Origin of the sequence: Huintestinicola butyrica (assembly GCF_025567215.1) — a bacterium.
Classification (GTDB): Bacteria; Bacillota; Clostridia; order Oscillospirales; family Ruminococcaceae; genus Huintestinicola; species Huintestinicola butyrica.
Map to the genome: position 1 here is coordinate 41856 of NZ_JAOQKB010000003.1, position 17743 is coordinate 59598.

13 protein-coding genes and 4 tRNA genes are annotated in these 17743 nt (G+C 50.1%); 7 read left to right on the forward strand and 10 right to left on the reverse strand.

Features of this window, described 5'->3' with window-relative positions:
• Window positions 1-11 precede the first annotated feature (11 nt).
• Window positions 12-779, forward strand: coding sequence for a type III pantothenate kinase (locus tag OCV68_RS04330; RefSeq protein ID WP_262571018.1), 768 nt, complete (start codon window positions 12-14; stop codon window positions 777-779).
• A 151-nt stretch (window positions 780-930) separates the two neighbouring features.
• Here OCV68_RS04330 and OCV68_RS04335 read toward each other — a convergent pair whose 3' ends face one another.
• From OCV68_RS04335 to OCV68_RS04375, 9 genes are all read right to left on the reverse strand, one after another.
• Window positions 931-1587, reverse strand: coding sequence for a LexA family protein (locus OCV68_RS04335; protein ID WP_022476098.1), 657 nt, complete (start codon window positions 1585-1587; stop codon window positions 931-933).
• A gap of 113 nt (window positions 1588-1700) precedes the next feature.
• On the reverse strand, window positions 1701-4358 hold the full coding sequence (locus OCV68_RS04340) for a transglutaminase-like domain-containing protein (protein ID WP_262571020.1): 2658 nt from the start codon (window positions 4356-4358) through the stop codon (window positions 1701-1703).
• Window positions 4358-5350: a DUF58 domain-containing protein gene (locus tag OCV68_RS04345; RefSeq protein ID WP_262571022.1), complete on the reverse strand. Its 993-nt coding sequence runs from the start codon at window positions 5348-5350 to the stop codon at window positions 4358-4360. The genes OCV68_RS04340 and OCV68_RS04345 overlap by 1 nt, the downstream gene beginning before the upstream one ends.
• 146 nt (window positions 5351-5496) lie before the next feature.
• Window positions 5497-6450, reverse strand: coding sequence for an AAA family ATPase (locus OCV68_RS04350; protein WP_262571023.1), 954 nt, complete (start codon window positions 6448-6450; stop codon window positions 5497-5499).
• A 69-nt stretch (window positions 6451-6519) separates the two neighbouring features.
• Window positions 6520-7494 carry a hypothetical protein gene (locus OCV68_RS04355; protein ID WP_022476094.1) on the reverse strand — a complete coding sequence of 325 codons (975 nt, stop codon included), beginning with the start codon at window positions 7492-7494 and terminating at the stop codon, window positions 6520-6522.
• A gap of 147 nt (window positions 7495-7641) precedes the next feature.
• The gene (locus OCV68_RS04360; protein ID WP_022476093.1) at window positions 7642-8274 is read right to left on the reverse strand and encodes a redox-sensing transcriptional repressor Rex; all 633 of its coding nucleotides are present in this window, start codon (window positions 8272-8274) and stop codon (window positions 7642-7644) included.
• Between the two features lie 294 nt (window positions 8275-8568).
• Window positions 8569-9783 (reverse strand): NADP-dependent isocitrate dehydrogenase, encoded by a 1215-nt coding sequence (locus OCV68_RS04365; protein WP_262571025.1) that lies wholly within the window; start codon window positions 9781-9783, stop codon window positions 8569-8571.
• A 198-nt stretch (window positions 9784-9981) separates the two neighbouring features.
• The gene (locus OCV68_RS04370) at window positions 9982-10212 is read right to left on the reverse strand and encodes a hypothetical protein (RefSeq protein ID WP_022473811.1); all 231 of its coding nucleotides are present in this window, start codon (window positions 10210-10212) and stop codon (window positions 9982-9984) included.
• A gap of 34 nt (window positions 10213-10246) precedes the next feature.
• Window positions 10247-12184 (reverse strand): aconitate hydratase, encoded by a 1938-nt coding sequence (locus OCV68_RS04375; RefSeq protein WP_262571029.1) that lies wholly within the window; start codon window positions 12182-12184, stop codon window positions 10247-10249.
• A 252-nt stretch (window positions 12185-12436) separates the two neighbouring features.
• Between OCV68_RS04375 and OCV68_RS04380 the strand changes: the two genes are divergently transcribed.
• From OCV68_RS04380 to OCV68_RS04390, 3 genes are all read left to right on the forward strand, one after another.
• Window positions 12437-12510: transfer RNA gene (locus OCV68_RS04380), tRNA-Gly, on the forward strand.
• Window positions 12511-12515: 5 nt separating this feature from the next.
• Window positions 12516-12592 (forward strand) — tRNA-Arg (locus tag OCV68_RS04385).
• Window positions 12593-12722: 130 nt separating this feature from the next.
• Window positions 12723-12799, forward strand: a tRNA-His gene (locus OCV68_RS04390).
• Between the two features lie 224 nt (window positions 12800-13023).
• Here OCV68_RS04390 and OCV68_RS04395 read toward each other — a convergent pair.
• Window positions 13024-13110, reverse strand: a tRNA-Leu gene (locus tag OCV68_RS04395).
• 195 nt (window positions 13111-13305) lie between these two features.
• Here OCV68_RS04395 and OCV68_RS04400 point away from each other — a divergent pair.
• The 3 genes from OCV68_RS04400 to OCV68_RS04410 are packed head-to-tail and all read left to right on the forward strand — an operon-like array spanning window position 13306 to window position 17678.
• Entirely contained in the window at window positions 13306-14109 is an 804-nt protein-coding gene (locus OCV68_RS04400; protein ID WP_262571031.1) for a JAB domain-containing protein, read from the forward strand.
• A gap of 46 nt (window positions 14110-14155) precedes the next feature.
• Window positions 14156-16984, forward strand: a complete 2829-nt coding sequence (gene uvrA / locus OCV68_RS04405) for an excinuclease ABC subunit UvrA (RefSeq protein ID WP_147622904.1) — start codon at window positions 14156-14158, stop codon at window positions 16982-16984.
• 25 nt (window positions 16985-17009) lie between these two features.
• On the forward strand, window positions 17010-17678 hold the full coding sequence (locus OCV68_RS04410; protein WP_022474049.1) for a uracil-DNA glycosylase: 669 nt from the start codon (window positions 17010-17012) through the stop codon (window positions 17676-17678).
• The last annotated feature ends 65 nt before the right edge of the window (window positions 17679-17743 follow it).

The following is a 17743-nucleotide window of genomic DNA, read 5'->3' on the forward strand; positions in this document are numbered from 1 at the left end:
ACTCGGATAAAATGATCTTTGCAGTTGATATCGGCAACACTAATATTGTTATCGGCGGCGCAGAGCGGCAGGGAAAGATATGCTTCACCGAGCGCATCTCCACTGACCACAAGGCTACCGACTTTGAGTATGCCGTTTCCTTCAAAAGCATTTTTGAGATCCACAACGTCAGCCCCCATGATATCGAGGGCGCAATAATCTCGTCGGTAGTTCCCTTTGTGACCAACACCGTGAAGTCCGCCGTGAAAAAGATCATGGGGATAACCCCCATGGTGGTAGGTCCCGGGATAAAAACGGGACTGAGCATCAAGATCGACAACCCCGCTCAGCTGGGCAGCGACCTTGTTGTGGGAGCAGTTGCGGGAATAAACGAGTACCCCTGCCCGCTGGCTGTCATCGACATGGGAACAGCCACTACATTTTCCGTTATCGACAGGAGCAAAAGCTACATCGGCGGCATGATAATGCCGGGCTTAAAGGTATCCATGGAAGCGCTTACCGAGCGCACCTCCCAGCTCCCGAAGATAGGCTTTGAGCCGCCCAAAAAGCTTATCGGCTCAAACACCGTGGAGTGCATGAAAAGCGGCTTCCTTTACGGAAGCGCATCAAGCATTGACGGAATGCTGGAGCGCATAGCAGACGAGCTTGGCGAAGAGCCTTTTGCGGTTGCCACAGGCGGTCTTGCATCGGTGGTCATACCCCTTTGCAGAAAAAAGATCGTTCGTGATGATGACCTTATGCTTAAAGGTCTTATGCTCATATATTCTAAAAACAAGTGATTTAATTTTGAGATACAATACAAAAAGGACTGTTGCGTGAATGGCGGCAGTCCTTTTATTTTGTAGTTGAATTTGTTTATGAAAATATGATTTGTGCGGGCTTTGGGGTTTGTCCTTTTTTCTTTTCCTTGCTTTTTCTTTGCTTTGCTTCTCAGAACTTCCTTTTGCACTCAATGACCTTACCAAAGATACGCACTCTTGCGCACTCCTCGCCCTCAAATATCCTCGGCGGATAATATGGGTTCTCGCTCCTCAGCTCAATTCGTCCCTTGGACATATATATCTTCTTGACCACGCCGTCCTCATTGTCTATTATGACCACTGCATATGTGCCGCTGTCAACGATATCCTGGCATCTTACAAGGATAAGGTCATCTTCAAGTATAAGGGGAGACATGGAATCGCCCTTTACCCTGAGATAGACATAATTCTCATCGGGGTTGATATCCTCCGCAGGTGCATATTCATAGCCCTCAATATCCATATCCGCATGGCAGGCAAGACCTGCGGCGACACGGCCGATAACCGGTATTCGCACATTTCCGCTCATATCGGCGGGATATGCGTTGGCAGGCATATTAGCTATCTCGTCCGCACCGCCCGTTATCCACGAATAGCTTACCCCCAGAGCGGAGGCGATAGCTTTCAGGACGGGTATTTTGGGTCTTGCGATAGAGCCTGCCTCATACCTTTGAATTGTAGAGGGGGCAACGCCTATCATATTTGCTATTTCCGACAATGTAAGCTCCAGCTCCAGTCGGCGTGATTTAATGCGGTTGCCCGCAAGAACTTTGTTGAATTTTTCCATAACGGTACTCCATTTTCAGATTATGATACTATTATAGCCTATTTTTTTGCGGAATGCAATAGAAATGCAGCAAAAAAGGACTGTTGCAGGCGCAGCAGTCCTTTTTGTTACCGTTATTTTGAATATCTGTCCAGCATGATGATCTTTGCCAGCACTGTTTTTTCTGCCGAAAGTCCGCTGATAAGCTTCTCCGCCGCAGTGCGGTACTGTTTTGCAGACACCGCCGCATCTTTTGCACTGACGCTGCCGTTCTGACCGAACCTTGCCCGCAGTGCCGCAGACACAATATCGCCGCATTCAATGCCGAAGTCCGTTTTCAGCTGTTCGGGAAGCTTTTCAGCCGATACACAAATGCCCTGCATAGCCGCCAGCCGTGCAAGCATTCGGTATATCTCCGCAGCTGCCTTTTCGGGGGCATTTTCAGCCAGCTTCTTTCTGCGCATAAGCTCTGCATATCGCAGTGCAAAAACAGCGCCTACGATAATGACCGCCCACAAAATCACCGTAAGCAGTATCTTCACAGCCTTTGGCATAGGCTTCTTTTCAGCCTGTTGTATTTCTCCGTCAGATGATGTTGTTTCCTCAGTGCTGTCGTTGGAGCTGATGCCAACGCCGTTTATATCATACTCGCTTTGTATGCTGCCCTCGCCTGTCTGCTCCTCGCCTGCAACGTCCGTGTTGCCGCCGTTTCCGTCACCGTTATCGCCTGTGCCGTGAGGGGAAGTTCCGTTATTGCCGTTGTTATCTCCGTCCTGAGAAGACGTATCATCAGCATTTTCACTGCCGTTCTCGGAGGATTCCAGCGATGTTGCCGATGTTCCCTCCTGAGCGGGAGCAGTGTCCGAACCCTCTATCATCTGCACAGTTTCGGTAGCTGTGGTAAGGTCGGGATTTTCTGTAAACACGGGAGCCTGAGTGGTTACGGAGGTTATCTCGGAGACTTCCTCGGGGTTGGCATAATCCTCTGCATTTTCGCTGAACACCATATTTCCGTAGCCGGGAGTAGTCTCGAAAACTATCCAGCCGAAGCCGTCCGCATATATCTCCACCCATGCGTGGGCACGGCTGTCGGGAACGCTGACGGTGGTATATCTGCCCTCGGAGGGGAACATGGCAATGTCGCTGCCCTTGATGACAAAGCCCTCGCAATACCTTGCGGGAATGCCCATATATCGGCAGAGAAGCGCCGCCGCCGATGCAAAGTGAGTACAGCTGCCCTTTTTGTTTTCCGTCAAAAACCACTGAACAAAGTCCGTGCCGAAAGGCTTCTTGCCCGATTCCAGGTCATATTCGCAGGTGTCCGCAAGCTTTTTGCGGATAAATTCCAGCGTATCCCATGTGCTGCCGCCCTCAAAGTCGGCAAAAAAGTCCTCTGCGGCAGTAAATGTGTCGGGAACATCAAGGCAGTGGGCATAAGCATAGTTCCTCATGCGCTCCTGATCTCTTGCCATTTTGTCGTTAAGGCTTATGCTGTCGGGGTTGTCGATGATATACTTGCCATTGTTATAATACGCTCTGTTCTGGGGAAAATACACGCCGAACCTGCGGCGAATGCCGTTTGTCTCCAGCAGACCTGCGCTGTTATTTGGCAGATATTTCACCGTATCGGAGGAATCCGATGTCCTGACAATAACATCTCTCAGCTCCAGATCGCCCAGACCATCTACATATTTAAGGGCACGTCCGCTGAAAAATTCGGGAGAGGTAAGCTTTGTCTCCAGCTGTGGGAGAGCAGGCCCCGCATTCCACCGTGAGCCTGTGTAATCGGTGGCGGTGAAGCCCTTGAGATAAAGCTCTGCCGCATCGGAGGGCAGCGTTACCTCAAGCACATTTTCGCCTGTGAACTCCACCTTGTCGGTGTTGCCCAGCCTGCCGTCATGGGTAACGTTCTTGCTCTTCACGGGAATAAGCGCATCATGTACATCGTCCGAAAGCTTTTCCCAGCTGAAATTCTTCATATATATCGAAAACCGGTCTCTGAACTCGTCCGCCTTGTCGGGACGGGTATAGCCCGTGGCTTTCATGTAAAGTCCCGCTCCGCCAAAGCACAAGGTCAGTATTATCATGCCGCACAAAGCGCTCTGAGCCGCAGTTCTGGCGCAAAGCCTTTCCGCCGACTGCTCCCACATGGAGAGCCGTGCTATCTCCGCCGCCATAGCTCCGCACTGTGCGGCTATCAGCACCGCAAAGGGCACTGTATCGGGTACCAGCCCGAAGTACAGGCACAGCTCGGGCAATGGCACCGTTGCCAGCAGAAAAAGTATGATGTTTGGTCTTTTAACGCTCCTGCACACTAGCAGGCTTATTATGGATACTGTCACCGCAAGGGCGCTGTCAAGGCACTTGAGCCGCATATTCTCATATATTTCATTTGGAGCAAAGATGGGCGCTTCCGCAAACTTTTTGAAAAGGCTGCCCATAAAGTCATTGACGGCGTACATATATCCCGCAATGACCATATCACGGTTGAAAAGCACATAAAAGAATATAACAAGGCTCGATGCCAGCAGCAGCGACCTTGAAAGCATGGGCTTTCTGTCCCACATTCCGAAGATAAATGAGAACACCCACCATGACGCAAGGGTCGATATAATGGCAACAGCAGGGCTGAAGTTCATGAAATATCCGCAGGAAGTGAGGAATGTGAACACCGAGCCATATATGCCGCAAAGCGCCAAAGCGCTCATAATAAAGCGGTATATGGGCGATGCCTCACCCGAGGGAACGTTCACGCCCACGGTTATCTTGGCGGGAGAATAAGGCTTTGCCATCACTCAGCCTCCTTTCCCACGTCGCACATAATGAAGCCGTATGCCTCGGGAATGCCCTCGAAGCTGCTTTCGCAAAGCACTTCCGCCAAAGCAAAGTAAGAAGCATCGTCGGAATACTGCGCCGCAAGTCCGTTTTCGGTGTAAATGCCATCGCACTGCGAATGGGCAGGCACAGCGGCATATACCTCCGCTCCCCCTGCATTCAGATAATATGCGCAGCTCATGAGCCTGCACAGTACCTCGTCACGGACAGTCAGGTCGCCGTGAGAAAGGTCTGCGGTAAGCAGATATTTGCTGCTGTTGTTAACGCTCAGCACCTTTACGATATCCTTGTCAAATCGTGCGCTGAGCTTGTAGTGCATAAGTGAAAGCCTGTCGCCCGGGGCAAACTCACGGAAGCCGCACACATCGCCGGGAGTGCCGTTTTTAGGCTTCTCGCCGCTTTCGCCCTCTGCCTCGCCCCCAAGTGAAAGAAAATATTCCGCCAGAGCAGAAAACCTCTCCGAGATCCTTGGAATGATATGCACAGCGGCGGACAGCTTTTTCCTGTAAAGCGTCCATGAAAAAAGCCCCATAATGTCGCTGACCCTGATGTATTCCACGAAAATATCCGTCCTGCCGCAGTGCTCGGAGGAAACATTCACCGAAACACATTCGCTGCTGCGTGCAGGCACAGGCACCGTTACCGTGTGAAAGCTCACCTCGCCCGTGGGCATAAACACCGTCCTGAGCCTTATCTTTACGCAGGAAAGAGGGAATATCGAGCGGTTTATGAGCCTTATGCCCACCTCTCCCTCGCTGTTTCTGAACACGGTAACATGGTCATTTTCATTTTCCGCACTGAACATACGCACCGTTACCGCCAGCTGAACCGCCAGCAGAAAGGGCAGTATGATAAGCGCCGCCAGAAGCAGGAACGCAACATCGCCCTTGTAAAGCGGCCAGAAAAGTGCGGCAGCCGCAAGCAGAATAAGATATAACAGCTTTATCACAGCGGCTCCTTTCCGCAGAAATTTACTGCATTATCGCAAAAATCCCCCGTTTGATAATAATACAATCGGGGGAATGGATTTGTTTCATTTATACCGCACGCCGAGCAAAAAAATGCAAATTACCGGCGGTGGGTATCTCGTACTGATCATATTTTCGGCGGAGTTACCCCTCTGCAAATGTCGCAGAGAATGTCCCTTACCTCGATGTCGGAGGGAAGCTTGCCCTTGACCCTTGCGGGGATTATCCTGTGGGCGCACACATCGGTGTAAACAAAGGTAACGTCCTCGGGGATAACAAAGTTCCTGCCCTTGAACATGGCGGCGCACTTTGCCATTGCCGCAGCCGCCAGCGAGCCTCTTGTGCTGACGCCAAGCTCCAGCCGCCTGTCGGAGCGGGTAGCCCCCGAAAGCCTTGCGATATAGTCATATATCTCGTCGCTTACAAAAACATCCTCGGCAGCGCCTCTTATCTCGATAAGGTCCTGCGCCGTCATTATGGGTTCAACCCGGGGAGCAGCCTTTTTGGATGACTTTGCCTTTAATATCTCAGTTTCCTCGCCTACAGTGGGATAGCCCATGGAAAGCCTTATCATAAAGCGGTCAAGCTGGGATTCGGGGAGCAGCTGTGTTCCCGCAGAGCCTGAGGGGTTCTGTGTCGCAAGGACGATAAAGGGGTCGGGCAGCTTTCTTGTAACGCTGTCCACGGTAACAGCCCCCTCCTCCATAGCTTCAAGAAGGGCAGACTGGGTCTTGCTGGAGGTTCGGTTTATCTCGTCCGCCAGGAACAGGTTGCAGAACACCGCACCGGGCTTGAAATCAAACTCGCCCGTGGCACGGTTGGGCATATAAAAGCCCGTAACGTCCGCAGGCATAACATCGGAGGTAAACTGCATTCTGTTGTATTTCAGCGACAGTGCCTTTGAGAAAGCCACAGCCATAGTGGTCTTTCCCACGCCGGGGATATCCTCCAGCAGGATATGTCCGCCTGCACAGGCTGTCATCAGTATTTTTATAATGATATCGTCCTTGCCGATAACGGTCTTTTTTATCTCGTCCGCCGACCTTTTCAACAAAACTATCAGCCGCTTGTCAATTTCCATGCAAAAGTCCTCCGTAAAAATATGCGGCGAAGCTGTGCCCCGCCGCATGATAATTATTTGATCAGCAAATCAGCTCATTGCGAGTATTGCCATATCGCCGTTTGTTGCAAGACCTTCCTTGACGTTTGCGTCAACTATTCTCTTTACCACGTTGCCCTTGATCTCTCTGAGAGAGGTGTCAAACGCCTTTATTGCGGTAAGGAACGCCTCGTCCTTGTCCTCTCTGTCAAAGGTATAGCAGGTAAGCATTACCTTGATGGTGTTGAAGAGTGTGTTGAAGAATACGAAGTTATCCCACAGAGGAATGGAGAAGTCAGCGTAAGGCATACAATATGTCCATACGTAATTTACCATTATGTGCTCGATGTAATGCTCTCTGCCCTTGAGGAAGTCCTCATAATAAGCCTTCTTCATGGGAATATACTTGCTTTCATCGAACTTGAAGTCTCTCATGCTCTGGTCGCAGCCCACGTTCTTGAAAACGGTGAAGCGGACCTTGTCAAGTGCCTCGTTGGAGGGCATTGTGCGCAGGAAGGAAAGGCCGTCGCAAAGGCTGTAAGCAAAGTTGGGCTTTACAGACTCGAAGTACTTTATTACCTCGTCATGCTCCGGCGTTTTAAGGAACTCGCCCACAAATGCGGGGATAAGATGACCCTTGGACTTGTCCATCATGCCCTGAACGGTCTTGTAAGCAAAGTTAAGGAGAAGCATTCTCTTCTCGAAAACGTAGTTTCTGTTCTGGAGAATGTTCATGGTAAGGGTCTTGAGGATCCAGTAGTTCTGGAGAACAGGGTTCTGCTTTATCATTTCCTGACCCTTTTTCTCATACTCAGCCTCATGCTCGGGCTTGAGGCTTGTCATTTTATACTGAAGCACGTCGGGAGTGTTCATAAGAGTCTTGATAACTCTGTCCTGATTAAGGGGGAATACGTATTCGATGGACGAAGGAGTTACGAGAACATTATAAACAACACCCTCATTTTCAGGGTTAGTCTTGTCAGAAAGGTCTGCATAGAACGCAGGGGTAATAATAGGGTATGGCATTATATTTCCTCCATATCCGCACCACGGGACAACTGCCGCCGTCTGCGGTAAATTTACAAAATAAACCTTGCCATATAAGTATATCACACAATCAACAAAAAATCAATGGTAAACCCAAAAATATTGTATTTTGCACTAAAACTATTCTCATAAATTGGTAAGTCCGTAGGATAAAAGCATAAGGCTGTCGCCCAGATGAACGTTTTCAACCACAATATCCTTGTATCTTTCGGTCAGGTCAAGGTGAGAGAAATTCCAGAAAGCCTTTATGCCGCACTCCACCAGCAGGTCGGCGCACTCAGCCGCTGCAGACTTGGGAATGCACAGCACGGCTATCTCGGGGCGCATAACTGCGGTAAAATCCGACACGCTGTCCATACTGCTTATCTTTATGCCGCCAACAGTCATGCCTATCTTGTTTTCGTCCGTGTCGAAAATGCCGCACAGCTCCATGCCGTATTTCTCGAAATTTATGTGAATGGCAAGCGCCCTGCCCAGGTTTCCCGCACCTATGAGGATGACCTCTTTCCTGCGGTCAAGTCCCAGTATCTTGCCTATCTGCGTCCGAAGCTCCGCCAGATTGTAGCCGTAGCCCTGCTGACCGAAACCGCCGAAGCAGTTAAGGTCCTGCCTTATCTGGGAAGCGGTAAGGGACATTTCCTTTGCAAGCTCCGCCGAGGAAGCTCTCACCGTTCCCTGCTTTATAAGCTCGCCTATAAAGCGGTAATATCTTGGCAGACGCTTTATCACGGTCGCAGAGATCTCATCTTTCTTTGCCATGCCGTTCTCCTTGGTATATTATCAGCGTGAGAGTGTTTTGTCATAAACGTTCCGGTGGAACGTTTATGGATTTTAGATTATACGGAACCGTAAAAAGGGGAGGCGGTCGTGTTCGCCTCCCCTCGAAATGCTGCCGCATTTCTCACCCTTTGCTCCGTTTTCTTGAATAAAAAGGGGCGCCGCCCCCTTGGCCCCTGCCACCTTTGTAAAGGTGGACTAAACTTTTGCCTTGTTTTTATTTGTGCAGCTTTTTACAAACCAGCATTTATCAAGACAATAAGCATTGCTTTATTATCAAAGCTCTTCTCTGAGTCTCTTTTCGATCTCCTTGAGGAAGGTCTCGGTATCTACCTTCTTCTTGTTCTCGATAGAGGAAAGAGCAGCCAGGTCGCCTGTCATAACGCCCTCTTCAATGGTTCTGACAGTAGCCTTTTCCAGAGCATCAGCATAGTGGATAAGCTCGGGAAGGTTGTCCATCTCGCCTCTCTTGCGGAATGCGCCTGTCCATGCAAACAGAGTTGCAACGGAGTTTGTGGAGGTGCTTTCGCCCTTGAGGTACTTGTAGTAGTGACGCTGAACGGTTCCGTGAGCAGCCTCATACTCATATACTCCGTCGGGAGATACGAGAACGGAGGTCATCATTGCAAGGCTTCCGTAAGCGGTAGCAACCATGTCGGACATAACGTCGCCGTCGTAGTTCTTGCAAGCCCAGATGTATCCGCCGTTGGAACGGATAACTCTTGCTACAGCGTCGTCGATAAGGGTGTAGAAATATTCGATGCCTGCGGCTTCAAACTTCTCCTTGTAGTCCTTCTCGTAGATCTCAGCGAAGATATCCTTGAAACGGTGGTCATACTTCTTGGAAATGGTGTCCTTGGTAGCGAACCATACGTCCTGCTTGGTATCGAGAGCGAAGTTGAAGCAGCTTCTTGCAAAGCTCTCAATGGACTTGTCCTTGTTGTGAAGTCCCTGGATAATGCCTGCGCTGTCCTTGAAATCATAGATAAGGGAGCGTGTTTCCTTGCCGTCCTTGTCGGTGCATACCAGCTCGCACTTGGAGCCCTGCTCCACCTGCATCTCGGTGTTCTTGTAAACATCGCCGTAAGCGTGACGGGCAATGGTGATAGGCTTTGTCCATGTGGGGATATAGGGAGTGATGCCCTTTACGATGATAGGTGTACGGAAAACGGTACCGTCAAGGATAGCACGGATAGTGCCGTTGGGGGACTTCCACATTTCCTTCAGGTTGTACTCGGTCATTCTTGCGGCATTGGGGGTGATGGTTGCGCACTTTACAGCAACGCCGTACTTCTTTGTAGCCTCTGCGGAGTCGATAGTTACCTGGTCGTCAGTCTCGTTTCTGTGCTCAAGTCCAAGGTCATAGTATTCGGTCTTGAGGTCAACGTAAGGGGTGATAAGGATATCCTTGATCATCTTCCAGATAACTCTGGTCATTTCATCTCCGTCCATCTCGACGAGAGGTGTTTTCATCTGAATTTTATCTGCCATTTTATCTTACCTCCTGAAATTTTATACTAATCTTTAATCGTTCTATAGACAAAGCCGACAGATGAAATAAGGCCAGTCTGGGAAAGCGACTGCGGGCGGGCTTGTCGCCCGGCAAGGGAGCTTGACGAAGAATGGGCTTATTTCAGCCGAGGATTTGTCTATAGGTTGATTGAGGATCAGTATTATTGCCGTGCAGCTTTATAAGCCTGCTCTTGCGATCATATAGACCACAGTACCGACTGCACATGAGGAAACGACTGCTATGGAGCTTCTCTTTTCCTTTTCCATTTGTGGGAATTTGCTTTTCAGCACGCTATCCGCCACAATGCCGACCACCAGTACAGCAATAAATGCAGCCGTTCCGGCAGGCGTGTCGAAGCCCTTATGACTGCCGCCCGTTCTTCGGATAAAGTATAAAAAGCTGTCCACTGTCATTCCTCCGTATGCGTGTCCCGTATCGGTATTACTTTAAGGATTCTCTTGTGTAGTCAAGCAGACCGCCTGCAAGGATAATGTCCTTGGTTCTGCCGGAAAGCTCGCAGAGAACGGGGATCTCCTTGCCGTTTGTCTTGTTAACAACGGTAAGCTGGGTCTTGCCCTCGGAAACAGCCTTTCTTACATCAGCAAGAACAAGCTCGTCGCCCTGAGCAATATTGTCATAATCAGCCTCGTTCACGAATGTGAGGGGCAGAATGCCTGCATTGATAAGGTTTGCTCTGTGGATACGTGCAAAGCTCTTTACCAGAACTGCCTTTACGCCAAGGTACAGAGGTGCAAGGGCTGCGTGCTCACGGGAGGAGCCCTGTCCGTAGTTGGAACCGCCTACGATAATGCTCTTGCCCATGGACTTTGCTCTCTCGGGGAACTTCTCATCGCATACAGTGAAGCAGAAGTTGGAGATAGCGGGGATATTGGAACGAAGAGGAAGTATCTTTGCGCCTGCGGGCATGATATGGTCTGTGGTAATGTTGTCGCCGACCTTGAGGGAGCAGCCGCAGTCAATGGTCTCCGCAAGAGGTGCAGTCTCGGGGAAAGGCTTGATGTTGGGGCCTCTGAGGATAGTTACGGAATCCATCTCAGCCTCGGAAGCGGGGGGAACGATCATATTGTCGTTGATATCGAAATGAGTGGGCATCTCGAACTTGAACTCGCTGTCGATAGTTCTGGGGTCGGTGAATACGCCTGTGAGAGCGGAAATTGCAGCAGTTTCGGGAGAAACCAGATAAACCTGAGCGTCTCTTGTACCGCTTCTGCCCTCAAAGTTACGGTTGAAGGTTCTGAGGGATACACCCTTGGAGTTAGGTGACTGACCCATACCGATGCAGGGACCGCAGGCAGATTCAAGGATACGTGCGCCTGCGTCGATCATAACAGCAAGAGCGCCGTTCTTTGCCAGCATATTGAGCACCTGCTTGGAGCCGGGGGCGATGGAGAGGGAAACATCGGGGTTAACGGTCTTGCCCTTTAAGATGTGAGCCACCTTCATCATATCCATAAGTGAGCTGTTTGTACATGAACCGATGCAGACCTGATCTATCTTCATGCCGCTAAGCTCTTCGACAGACTTGACATTATCGGGAGAATGGGGACAAGCAGCAAGAGGAACAAGCTTGGAAAGGTCGATCTCAACAAGCTCGTCATAAACAGCGTCGGGGTCAGCGGAAAGGGGAACATAAACGTCCTCTCTGCCCTGAGCCTTCAGGAACTCTCTTGTGGTCTCGTCGGAGGGGAAGATAGAAGTAGTAGCGCCAAGCTCAGCGCCCATGTTGGTGATGGTAGCTCTCTCGGGAACGGAAAGTGTCTTTACGCCCTCGCCGCAGTACTCGATGACCTTGCCTACGCCGCCCTTAACGGAAAGGCGCTTGAGGACTTCAAGGATAACGTCCTTTGCGGATACCCAGGGAGAAAGCTTGCCTGTAAGCTCTACCTTTACTACCTTGGGGTATGTAATATAATATGCGCCGCCGCCCATTGCAACCGCAACGTCAAGTCCGCCTGCGCCGATAGCGATCATACCGATACCGCCGCCTGTGGGGGTATGGCTGTCGGAACCGATGAGGGTCTTGCCGGGAGCGCCGAATCTTTCAAGATGTACCTGGTGGCAGATACCGTTGCCGGGACGGGAGAAGTAAATGCCATGCTTCTTGGCAACGGAGCCGATGAAGCGGTGGTCGTCCGCATTTTCAAAGCCTGACTGGAGGGTGTTGTGGTCGATATAAGCAACTGAACGCTCTGTCTTTACTCTGGGCACACCCATAGCCTCAAATTCGAGGTAAGCCATAGTGCCTGTAGCGTCCTGTGTAAGGGTCTGGTCGATCCTGATGCCGATCTCATTGCCCTTGACAAATTCGCCGTCAACGACATGAGCCTTGAGTATCTTTTCAGTTAAAGTAAGTCCCATATATTTCAATCCTTCCTGCGGTAATTAAGAGAATATCTCATAATACATTATACTTTAATCAGATGAAATTGTCAATGTAAAATTGCGTAAAGAGGCGGATTTTGCGTGCTCCGGAGGCAAAGTTGCATATTTTGCACAAAAACCCATATTCAAAATATAAGATTTTTTATTTCCAGAAGTATTGACAACAGCAAGATACCGTGCTATAATATAAATCGTCACTTGAACGGTTTGCAAGAACGATCAGTGAATGCGGGTGTAGTTCAATGGTAGAACTCCAGCCTTCCAAGCTGGTCGCGTGGGTTCGATTCCCATCACCCGCTCCAGATATGCGTCTTTAACTCAGCTGGATAGAGTAACTGCCTTCTAAGCAGTAAGCCACTGGTTCGAATCCAGTAAGACGCGCCAATTTTTTCTTAGGCGAAAGCCTTTTGCGGCAGTCAGATTCCTTAGAATCCCTGTCGGTCTTGCTCCCATGCTTCTGCGTTCGGGAGCGTATTTATATTGTAACGCTCCGTAAGAACGTTACATAAATATGGTGGGTGTAGCTTAGCTGGTTAAAGCGTCGGATTGTGGTCCCGAAGATCGTGGGTTCGAATCCCATCTCCCACCCCACTGAATTGCCGTACATTGTACGGCAATTTTTTTATGCCCAAAACAGATCACAAAATCTCAGACTTAATGGCTGTTCGGGATAAAAGAAAATGCGGCTGAATGGGCTCATAAAAAAGGAACGTTTCCAAAGAAACATATGCCGAAAGCTTAAGGCACAACCGCATTCATTATGCAAACAAAAAGCCCCACAAACAACGTACAAACGTTATTTGTGGGGCTTAGCTTGGTGCCGCTGACCGGACTTGAACCGGTACGGATGTTACTCCGAGGGATTTTAAGTCCCTTGTGTCTGCCGATTTCACCACAGCGGCGCATATTTAAGCTTACATATTATATCATATAACAGAGAGAATGTCAATGCTTTTTTCTTTAAACTTTGCGCACTTTGGCAATAATTGCCCCGTGATGTCAAAAAATCGGAGCGATGTACTGTACTATTTATAAATAATGCTTGAAATTTAAAAATATTTGCGGTATAATACACACATATGAACGGAGGTGCCGCTATGCTGACCGACCCCGATATCAGCCATGTTGCCGATGATGAGCTTGACCGTGCCATTGCCGAAAGAAACGAGGAAATGAAAGCCCAAGCCGACCTGTCGGAAATATCTGCCGATGACAAGCGAAAAAAATCCGCCCTCGGTCACAGGGACAGGGTAAGGGAACGCTTTCTGAACACGGGACTGGATGGCTTTGCAGACCACGAGATACTGGAGCTGTTGCTCTTTTACACCATTCCCAGGCAGGACACCAAGCAGATCGCCCACGAGCTTATCGACCGCTTTGACAGCGTGGCGGGAGTATTTGACGCTGACATTGAGGAGCTTTGCAAAACAAAGGGGATAACCCAGAATTCTGCGGTGCTGTTCAAGCTTATTCCACAGCTTATAGGCGTTTATTACAGCGGCAAGGACGAAAAGAAGTCATACACCAACTCCGATATGCTGGCAGAGCTTTTCAAGCCCATGTTTGTGGGCGAAAGCACCGAAAAGTTCATGCTTGCCTGCTTCGACAGCCGCCTGCGCAGGCTCTCCGTTACCGAAATAAGCCGTGGCTCGTCCTCCTGCACAACCATTGATATGCGGAAAATAATGAGCGAGGTCACAAAAAACGGCTGCACCATGGCCGCCATTGCCCATAACCACCCCAAAGGCGCTCCCCGTCCATCCGACGAGGACGTTGCTGTTACCAGGCGGATAAACGAGATATTCCGTGCTGTGGGCGTAACCCTCATGGATCACATAATCGTTGGCGAAAGCAGGACATATTCCCTGCGTGACGGCGGCGAGCTTAGTATATTTGATTAAAGATCGGTATTAAAAGTCACTGCAATTTCTGAAAGGATAAATTCTGATGCCTATTGACAAGATAGTTATTAAAGGTGCAAGGGAGCACAATCTGAAAAACATCGACCTGGAGCTGCCCCGTGACAAGCTCATTGTCATGACGGGTCTTTCAGGCTCGGGCAAATCCTCCCTTGCCTTTGACACCATATATGCCGACGGTCAGCGCAGATACGTGGAAAGTCTGTCCTCCTATGCCAGAATGTTTCTGGGTCAGATGGACAAGCCCGATGTGGATTCCATTGAGGGACTTTCCCCTGCCATCTCCATCGACCAGAAGACAACTTCAAAGAACCCACGCTCCACTGTGGGAACCGTTACCGAGATATACGACTACTTCCGTCTGCTTTTCGCAAGAATAGGCGTTCCCCACTGCCCCGTCTGCGGCAGAGAGATAAAGCAGCAGACCGTTGACCAGATAGTTGACAAGATATCCTCTCTCCCTCAGGGCACAAAGATACAGATACTTGCCCCCGTTGTCCGTGGACGAAAGGGCGAGCACACAAAGGAGCTTGAAGCCGCAGGCAAATCGGGCTATGTGCGTGTGCGCATCGACGGCATAGTATATGACCTGTCGGAAGAGATAAAGCTGGAGAAAAACAAGAAGCATACTATTGAAATAGTTGTTGACCGCCTTGTGGTAAAGCCCGAAATGGGCACACGCCTTGCGGACAGCATCGAGACCGCCGCAGGCATTTCGGGCGGCATTGTAATATGCAGCGTTGTTGACGGTGAGGACATCATGTTCTCCCAGAACTACGCCTGCCCCGAGCACGGAGTTTCCATGGAAGAACTTTCCCCCAGAATGTTCTCCTTCAACAACCCCTACGGAGCCTGCGAAAAATGTACGGGCCTGGGCGTTTACAAGAAGATAGACCCCGACCTTATTATCGCAAATCCCGACCTTTCCATTATGGAGGGCGCCGTAAAGGCAAGCGGCTGGTCAACCACCGATGATAATTCCATCGCAATGATGTATTTCAAGGGCGTTGCCCAGCATTACGGCTGTTCCGTCAAGGATCCGCTTTCAAAATGGAGCGATGAGGCTGTTCACGCCCTGCTTTACGGCACGGGTGATATCAAGCTGAAGCTCCACCGCACCACAGCCTACGGCGGCGGCATTTATTATCAGCCTTTTGAGGGAATAGTCAACAACCTTGAGCGCAGATACCGTGAAAGCAACTCCGAATGGAGCAAGGCGGATATCGAGCAGTATATGTCCGAGGAAAACTGCCCCGAATGTCACGGCAAGCGCCTTAAAAAGGAAATTCTCGGTGTTACCGTGGGCGGAAAGAACATTGCAGAGGTAACGGATATGTCCGTGGTGCAGTGCTATGACTTTTTCGACAAGCTCACTCTCACCGAGCGTGAAAGCTTCATCGCCGAGCGCATAGTCAAGGAGATAAAGGACAGGCTGGGCTTCCTTAAAAGCGTGGGTCTGGAATATCTTACACTGTCCCGCTCCGCAGGAACGCTTTCGGGCGGCGAGTCCCAGAGAATACGTCTGGCAACTCAGATAGGCTCTTCACTGGTGGGTGTGCTTTATATCCTTGATGAGCCGTCTATCGGTCTTCATCAGAGGGATAATGACAAGCTTATCGCAACGCTGAAGCGTCTGCGTGATCTGGGCAACACACTTATCGTAGTTGAGCATGACGAGGATACCATGAGAGCGGCGGATTTCATCGTTGACGTAGGCCCATATGCAGGCGTTCACGGCGGCGAGATAATCTGCGCAGGCACAGTGCAGGACGTTATGAACTGCGAACGATCCATAACAGGCGCATATCTCAGCGGCAGGAGAAAAGTCCCCGTTCCCGAAACAAGAAGAGCGGGAAGCGGCAAGCTGCTCACCGTTCACGGTGCAAAGGAAAATAACCTTAAAGGCATCGACGTTTCAATACCTCTGGGCACATTCACCTGCGTAACGGGTGTCAGCGGCTCGGGCAAATCATCGCTGGTAAACCAGATAATCTACAAGTATCTGGCGGCAAAGCTCAACAGGGCAAGGACCCGCCCCGGAGCTTTTGACTCTATCGAGGGAGACGAGTATCTTGATAAGATAATAGCCATCGACCAGTCGCCTATCGGCAGAACTCCCCGTTCAAACCCCGCCACATACACAGGCGTTTTCAACGATATAAGAGACCTTTTTGCCGAGACCAACGACGCAAAAATGCACGGCTATACCTCAGGCAGATTTTCATTCAACGTCAAGGGCGGCCGCTGCGAAGCCTGCGAGGGCGACGGCATAATCAAGATAGAAATGCACTTCCTGCCCGATGTGTATGTCCCCTGCGAGGTCTGCAAGGGCAAGCGCTATAACCGTGAAACTCTGGAAGTAAAGTACAAGGGCAAGAACATTTACGATGTGCTTGAAATGACAGTTGACGAGGGCGTGGAGTTTTTCTCAAACCACCCCAAAATATACCGCAAGCTGCTGACGCTGCAGGAAGTGGGACTGGGCTACGTGAAAATAGGTCAGCCCGCAACAACGCTTTCGGGCGGAGAAGCTCAGCGTGTAAAGCTGGCTGCGGAGCTTTCAAAGCGCTCCACAGGCAAGACGATATATGTGCTTGACGAGCCTACCACAGGCCTCCACACAGCAGATGTACACAAGCTGCTGGAGGTGCTGGAACGCCTTACCGACGGCGGAAACACCGTGCTTGTCATAGAGCATAACCTTGACGTGATAAAAACAGCGGATTATCTTATCGACCTTGGCCCCGAGGGCGGCGACAAGGGCGGAACGCTGGTATGCTGCGGAACTCCCGAGGAAGTGGCAGCCTGCGATAAGAGCTATACAGGCAGATATCTGAAACCAATGTTAAGCAAATAATGTTAAGCAAATAAGGGGGAGCATGATGGTTCATTTCGGCAACGAATGGGACGAGATAATGGCAGGGGAGTTTGACCTGCCCTACTACAAGCAGCTGAGGGAATTTTTAAAGCAGGAGTATTTCACAAAAGAGATATATCCTGATATGAACAACATCTTCAACGCAATGAAGCACGCTTCATACAGCGATATAAAGGCAGTGATACTGGGGCAGGATCCATATCACGAGCCCGGGCAGGCACACGGCCTCTGCTTTTCCGTTCAGAAGGGCTGCCCCATTCCGCCGTCGCTCCAGAACATATATAAAGAGCTGAACGCAGACCTGGGAATACCACCCGCACCTCACGGAGAGCTGTACAAGTGGGCGGATAACGGCGTGCTGCTTTTAAACACAGTCCTCACCGTCCGCAGGGGACAGGCAAATTCACATAAAGGCAAGGGCTGGGAGATATTCACCGATGACGTTATAAAGAAGCTCAATGAGCGTGAGAAGCCCATGGTATTCTTATTATGGGGAGCAAATGCACGTTCAAAGAAGCAGTTCATCACAAATCCCAATCATCTTGTGCTTGAAGCGGCTCACCCGTCGCCATTGTCAGCATACAACGGATTTTTCGGGTGCAGGCATTTTTCCAAGTGTAATGCTTTTCTGGAAGCACACGGCATAGAGCCTGTGGACTGGAGAATAGAATAATAGATAAGCAAAGAAAAAAGTCCGCACAAGCACACTCTTAATGTAATTGCACCTGAGTTATCGCA

What these genes read in the sequence shown, in the direction of transcription:
- OCV68_RS04400 (WP_262571031.1), top strand. Translation starts at nt 13,306, where the DNA reads ATGCTGACCGACCCCGATATCAGCCATGTTGCCGATGATGAGCTTGAC.
- OCV68_RS04340 (WP_262571020.1), bottom strand. Translation starts at nt 4,358, where the DNA reads ATGGCAAAGCCTTATTCTCCCGCCAAGATAACCGTGGGCGTGAACGTT.
- OCV68_RS04335 (WP_022476098.1), bottom strand. Translation starts at nt 1,587, where the DNA reads ATGGAAAAATTCAACAAAGTTCTTGCGGGCAACCGCATTAAATCACGC.
- OCV68_RS04330 (WP_262571018.1), top strand. Translation starts at nt 12, where the DNA reads ATGATCTTTGCAGTTGATATCGGCAACACTAATATTGTTATCGGCGGC.
- OCV68_RS04410 (WP_022474049.1), top strand. Translation starts at nt 17,010, where the DNA reads ATGGTTCATTTCGGCAACGAATGGGACGAGATAATGGCAGGGGAGTTT.
- OCV68_RS04360 (WP_022476093.1), bottom strand. Translation starts at nt 8,274, where the DNA reads ATGGCAAAGAAAGATGAGATCTCTGCGACCGTGATAAAGCGTCTGCCA.
- OCV68_RS04355 (WP_022476094.1), bottom strand. Translation starts at nt 7,494, where the DNA reads ATGCCATACCCTATTATTACCCCTGCGTTCTATGCAGACCTTTCTGAC.
- OCV68_RS04365 (WP_262571025.1), bottom strand. Translation starts at nt 9,783, where the DNA reads ATGGCAGATAAAATTCAGATGAAAACACCTCTCGTCGAGATGGACGGA.
- OCV68_RS04350 (WP_262571023.1), bottom strand. Translation starts at nt 6,450, where the DNA reads ATGGAAATTGACAAGCGGCTGATAGTTTTGTTGAAAAGGTCGGCGGAC.
- uvrA (WP_147622904.1), top strand. Translation starts at nt 14,156, where the DNA reads ATGCCTATTGACAAGATAGTTATTAAAGGTGCAAGGGAGCACAATCTG.
- OCV68_RS04375 (WP_262571029.1), bottom strand. Translation starts at nt 12,184, where the DNA reads ATGGGACTTACTTTAACTGAAAAGATACTCAAGGCTCATGTCGTTGAC.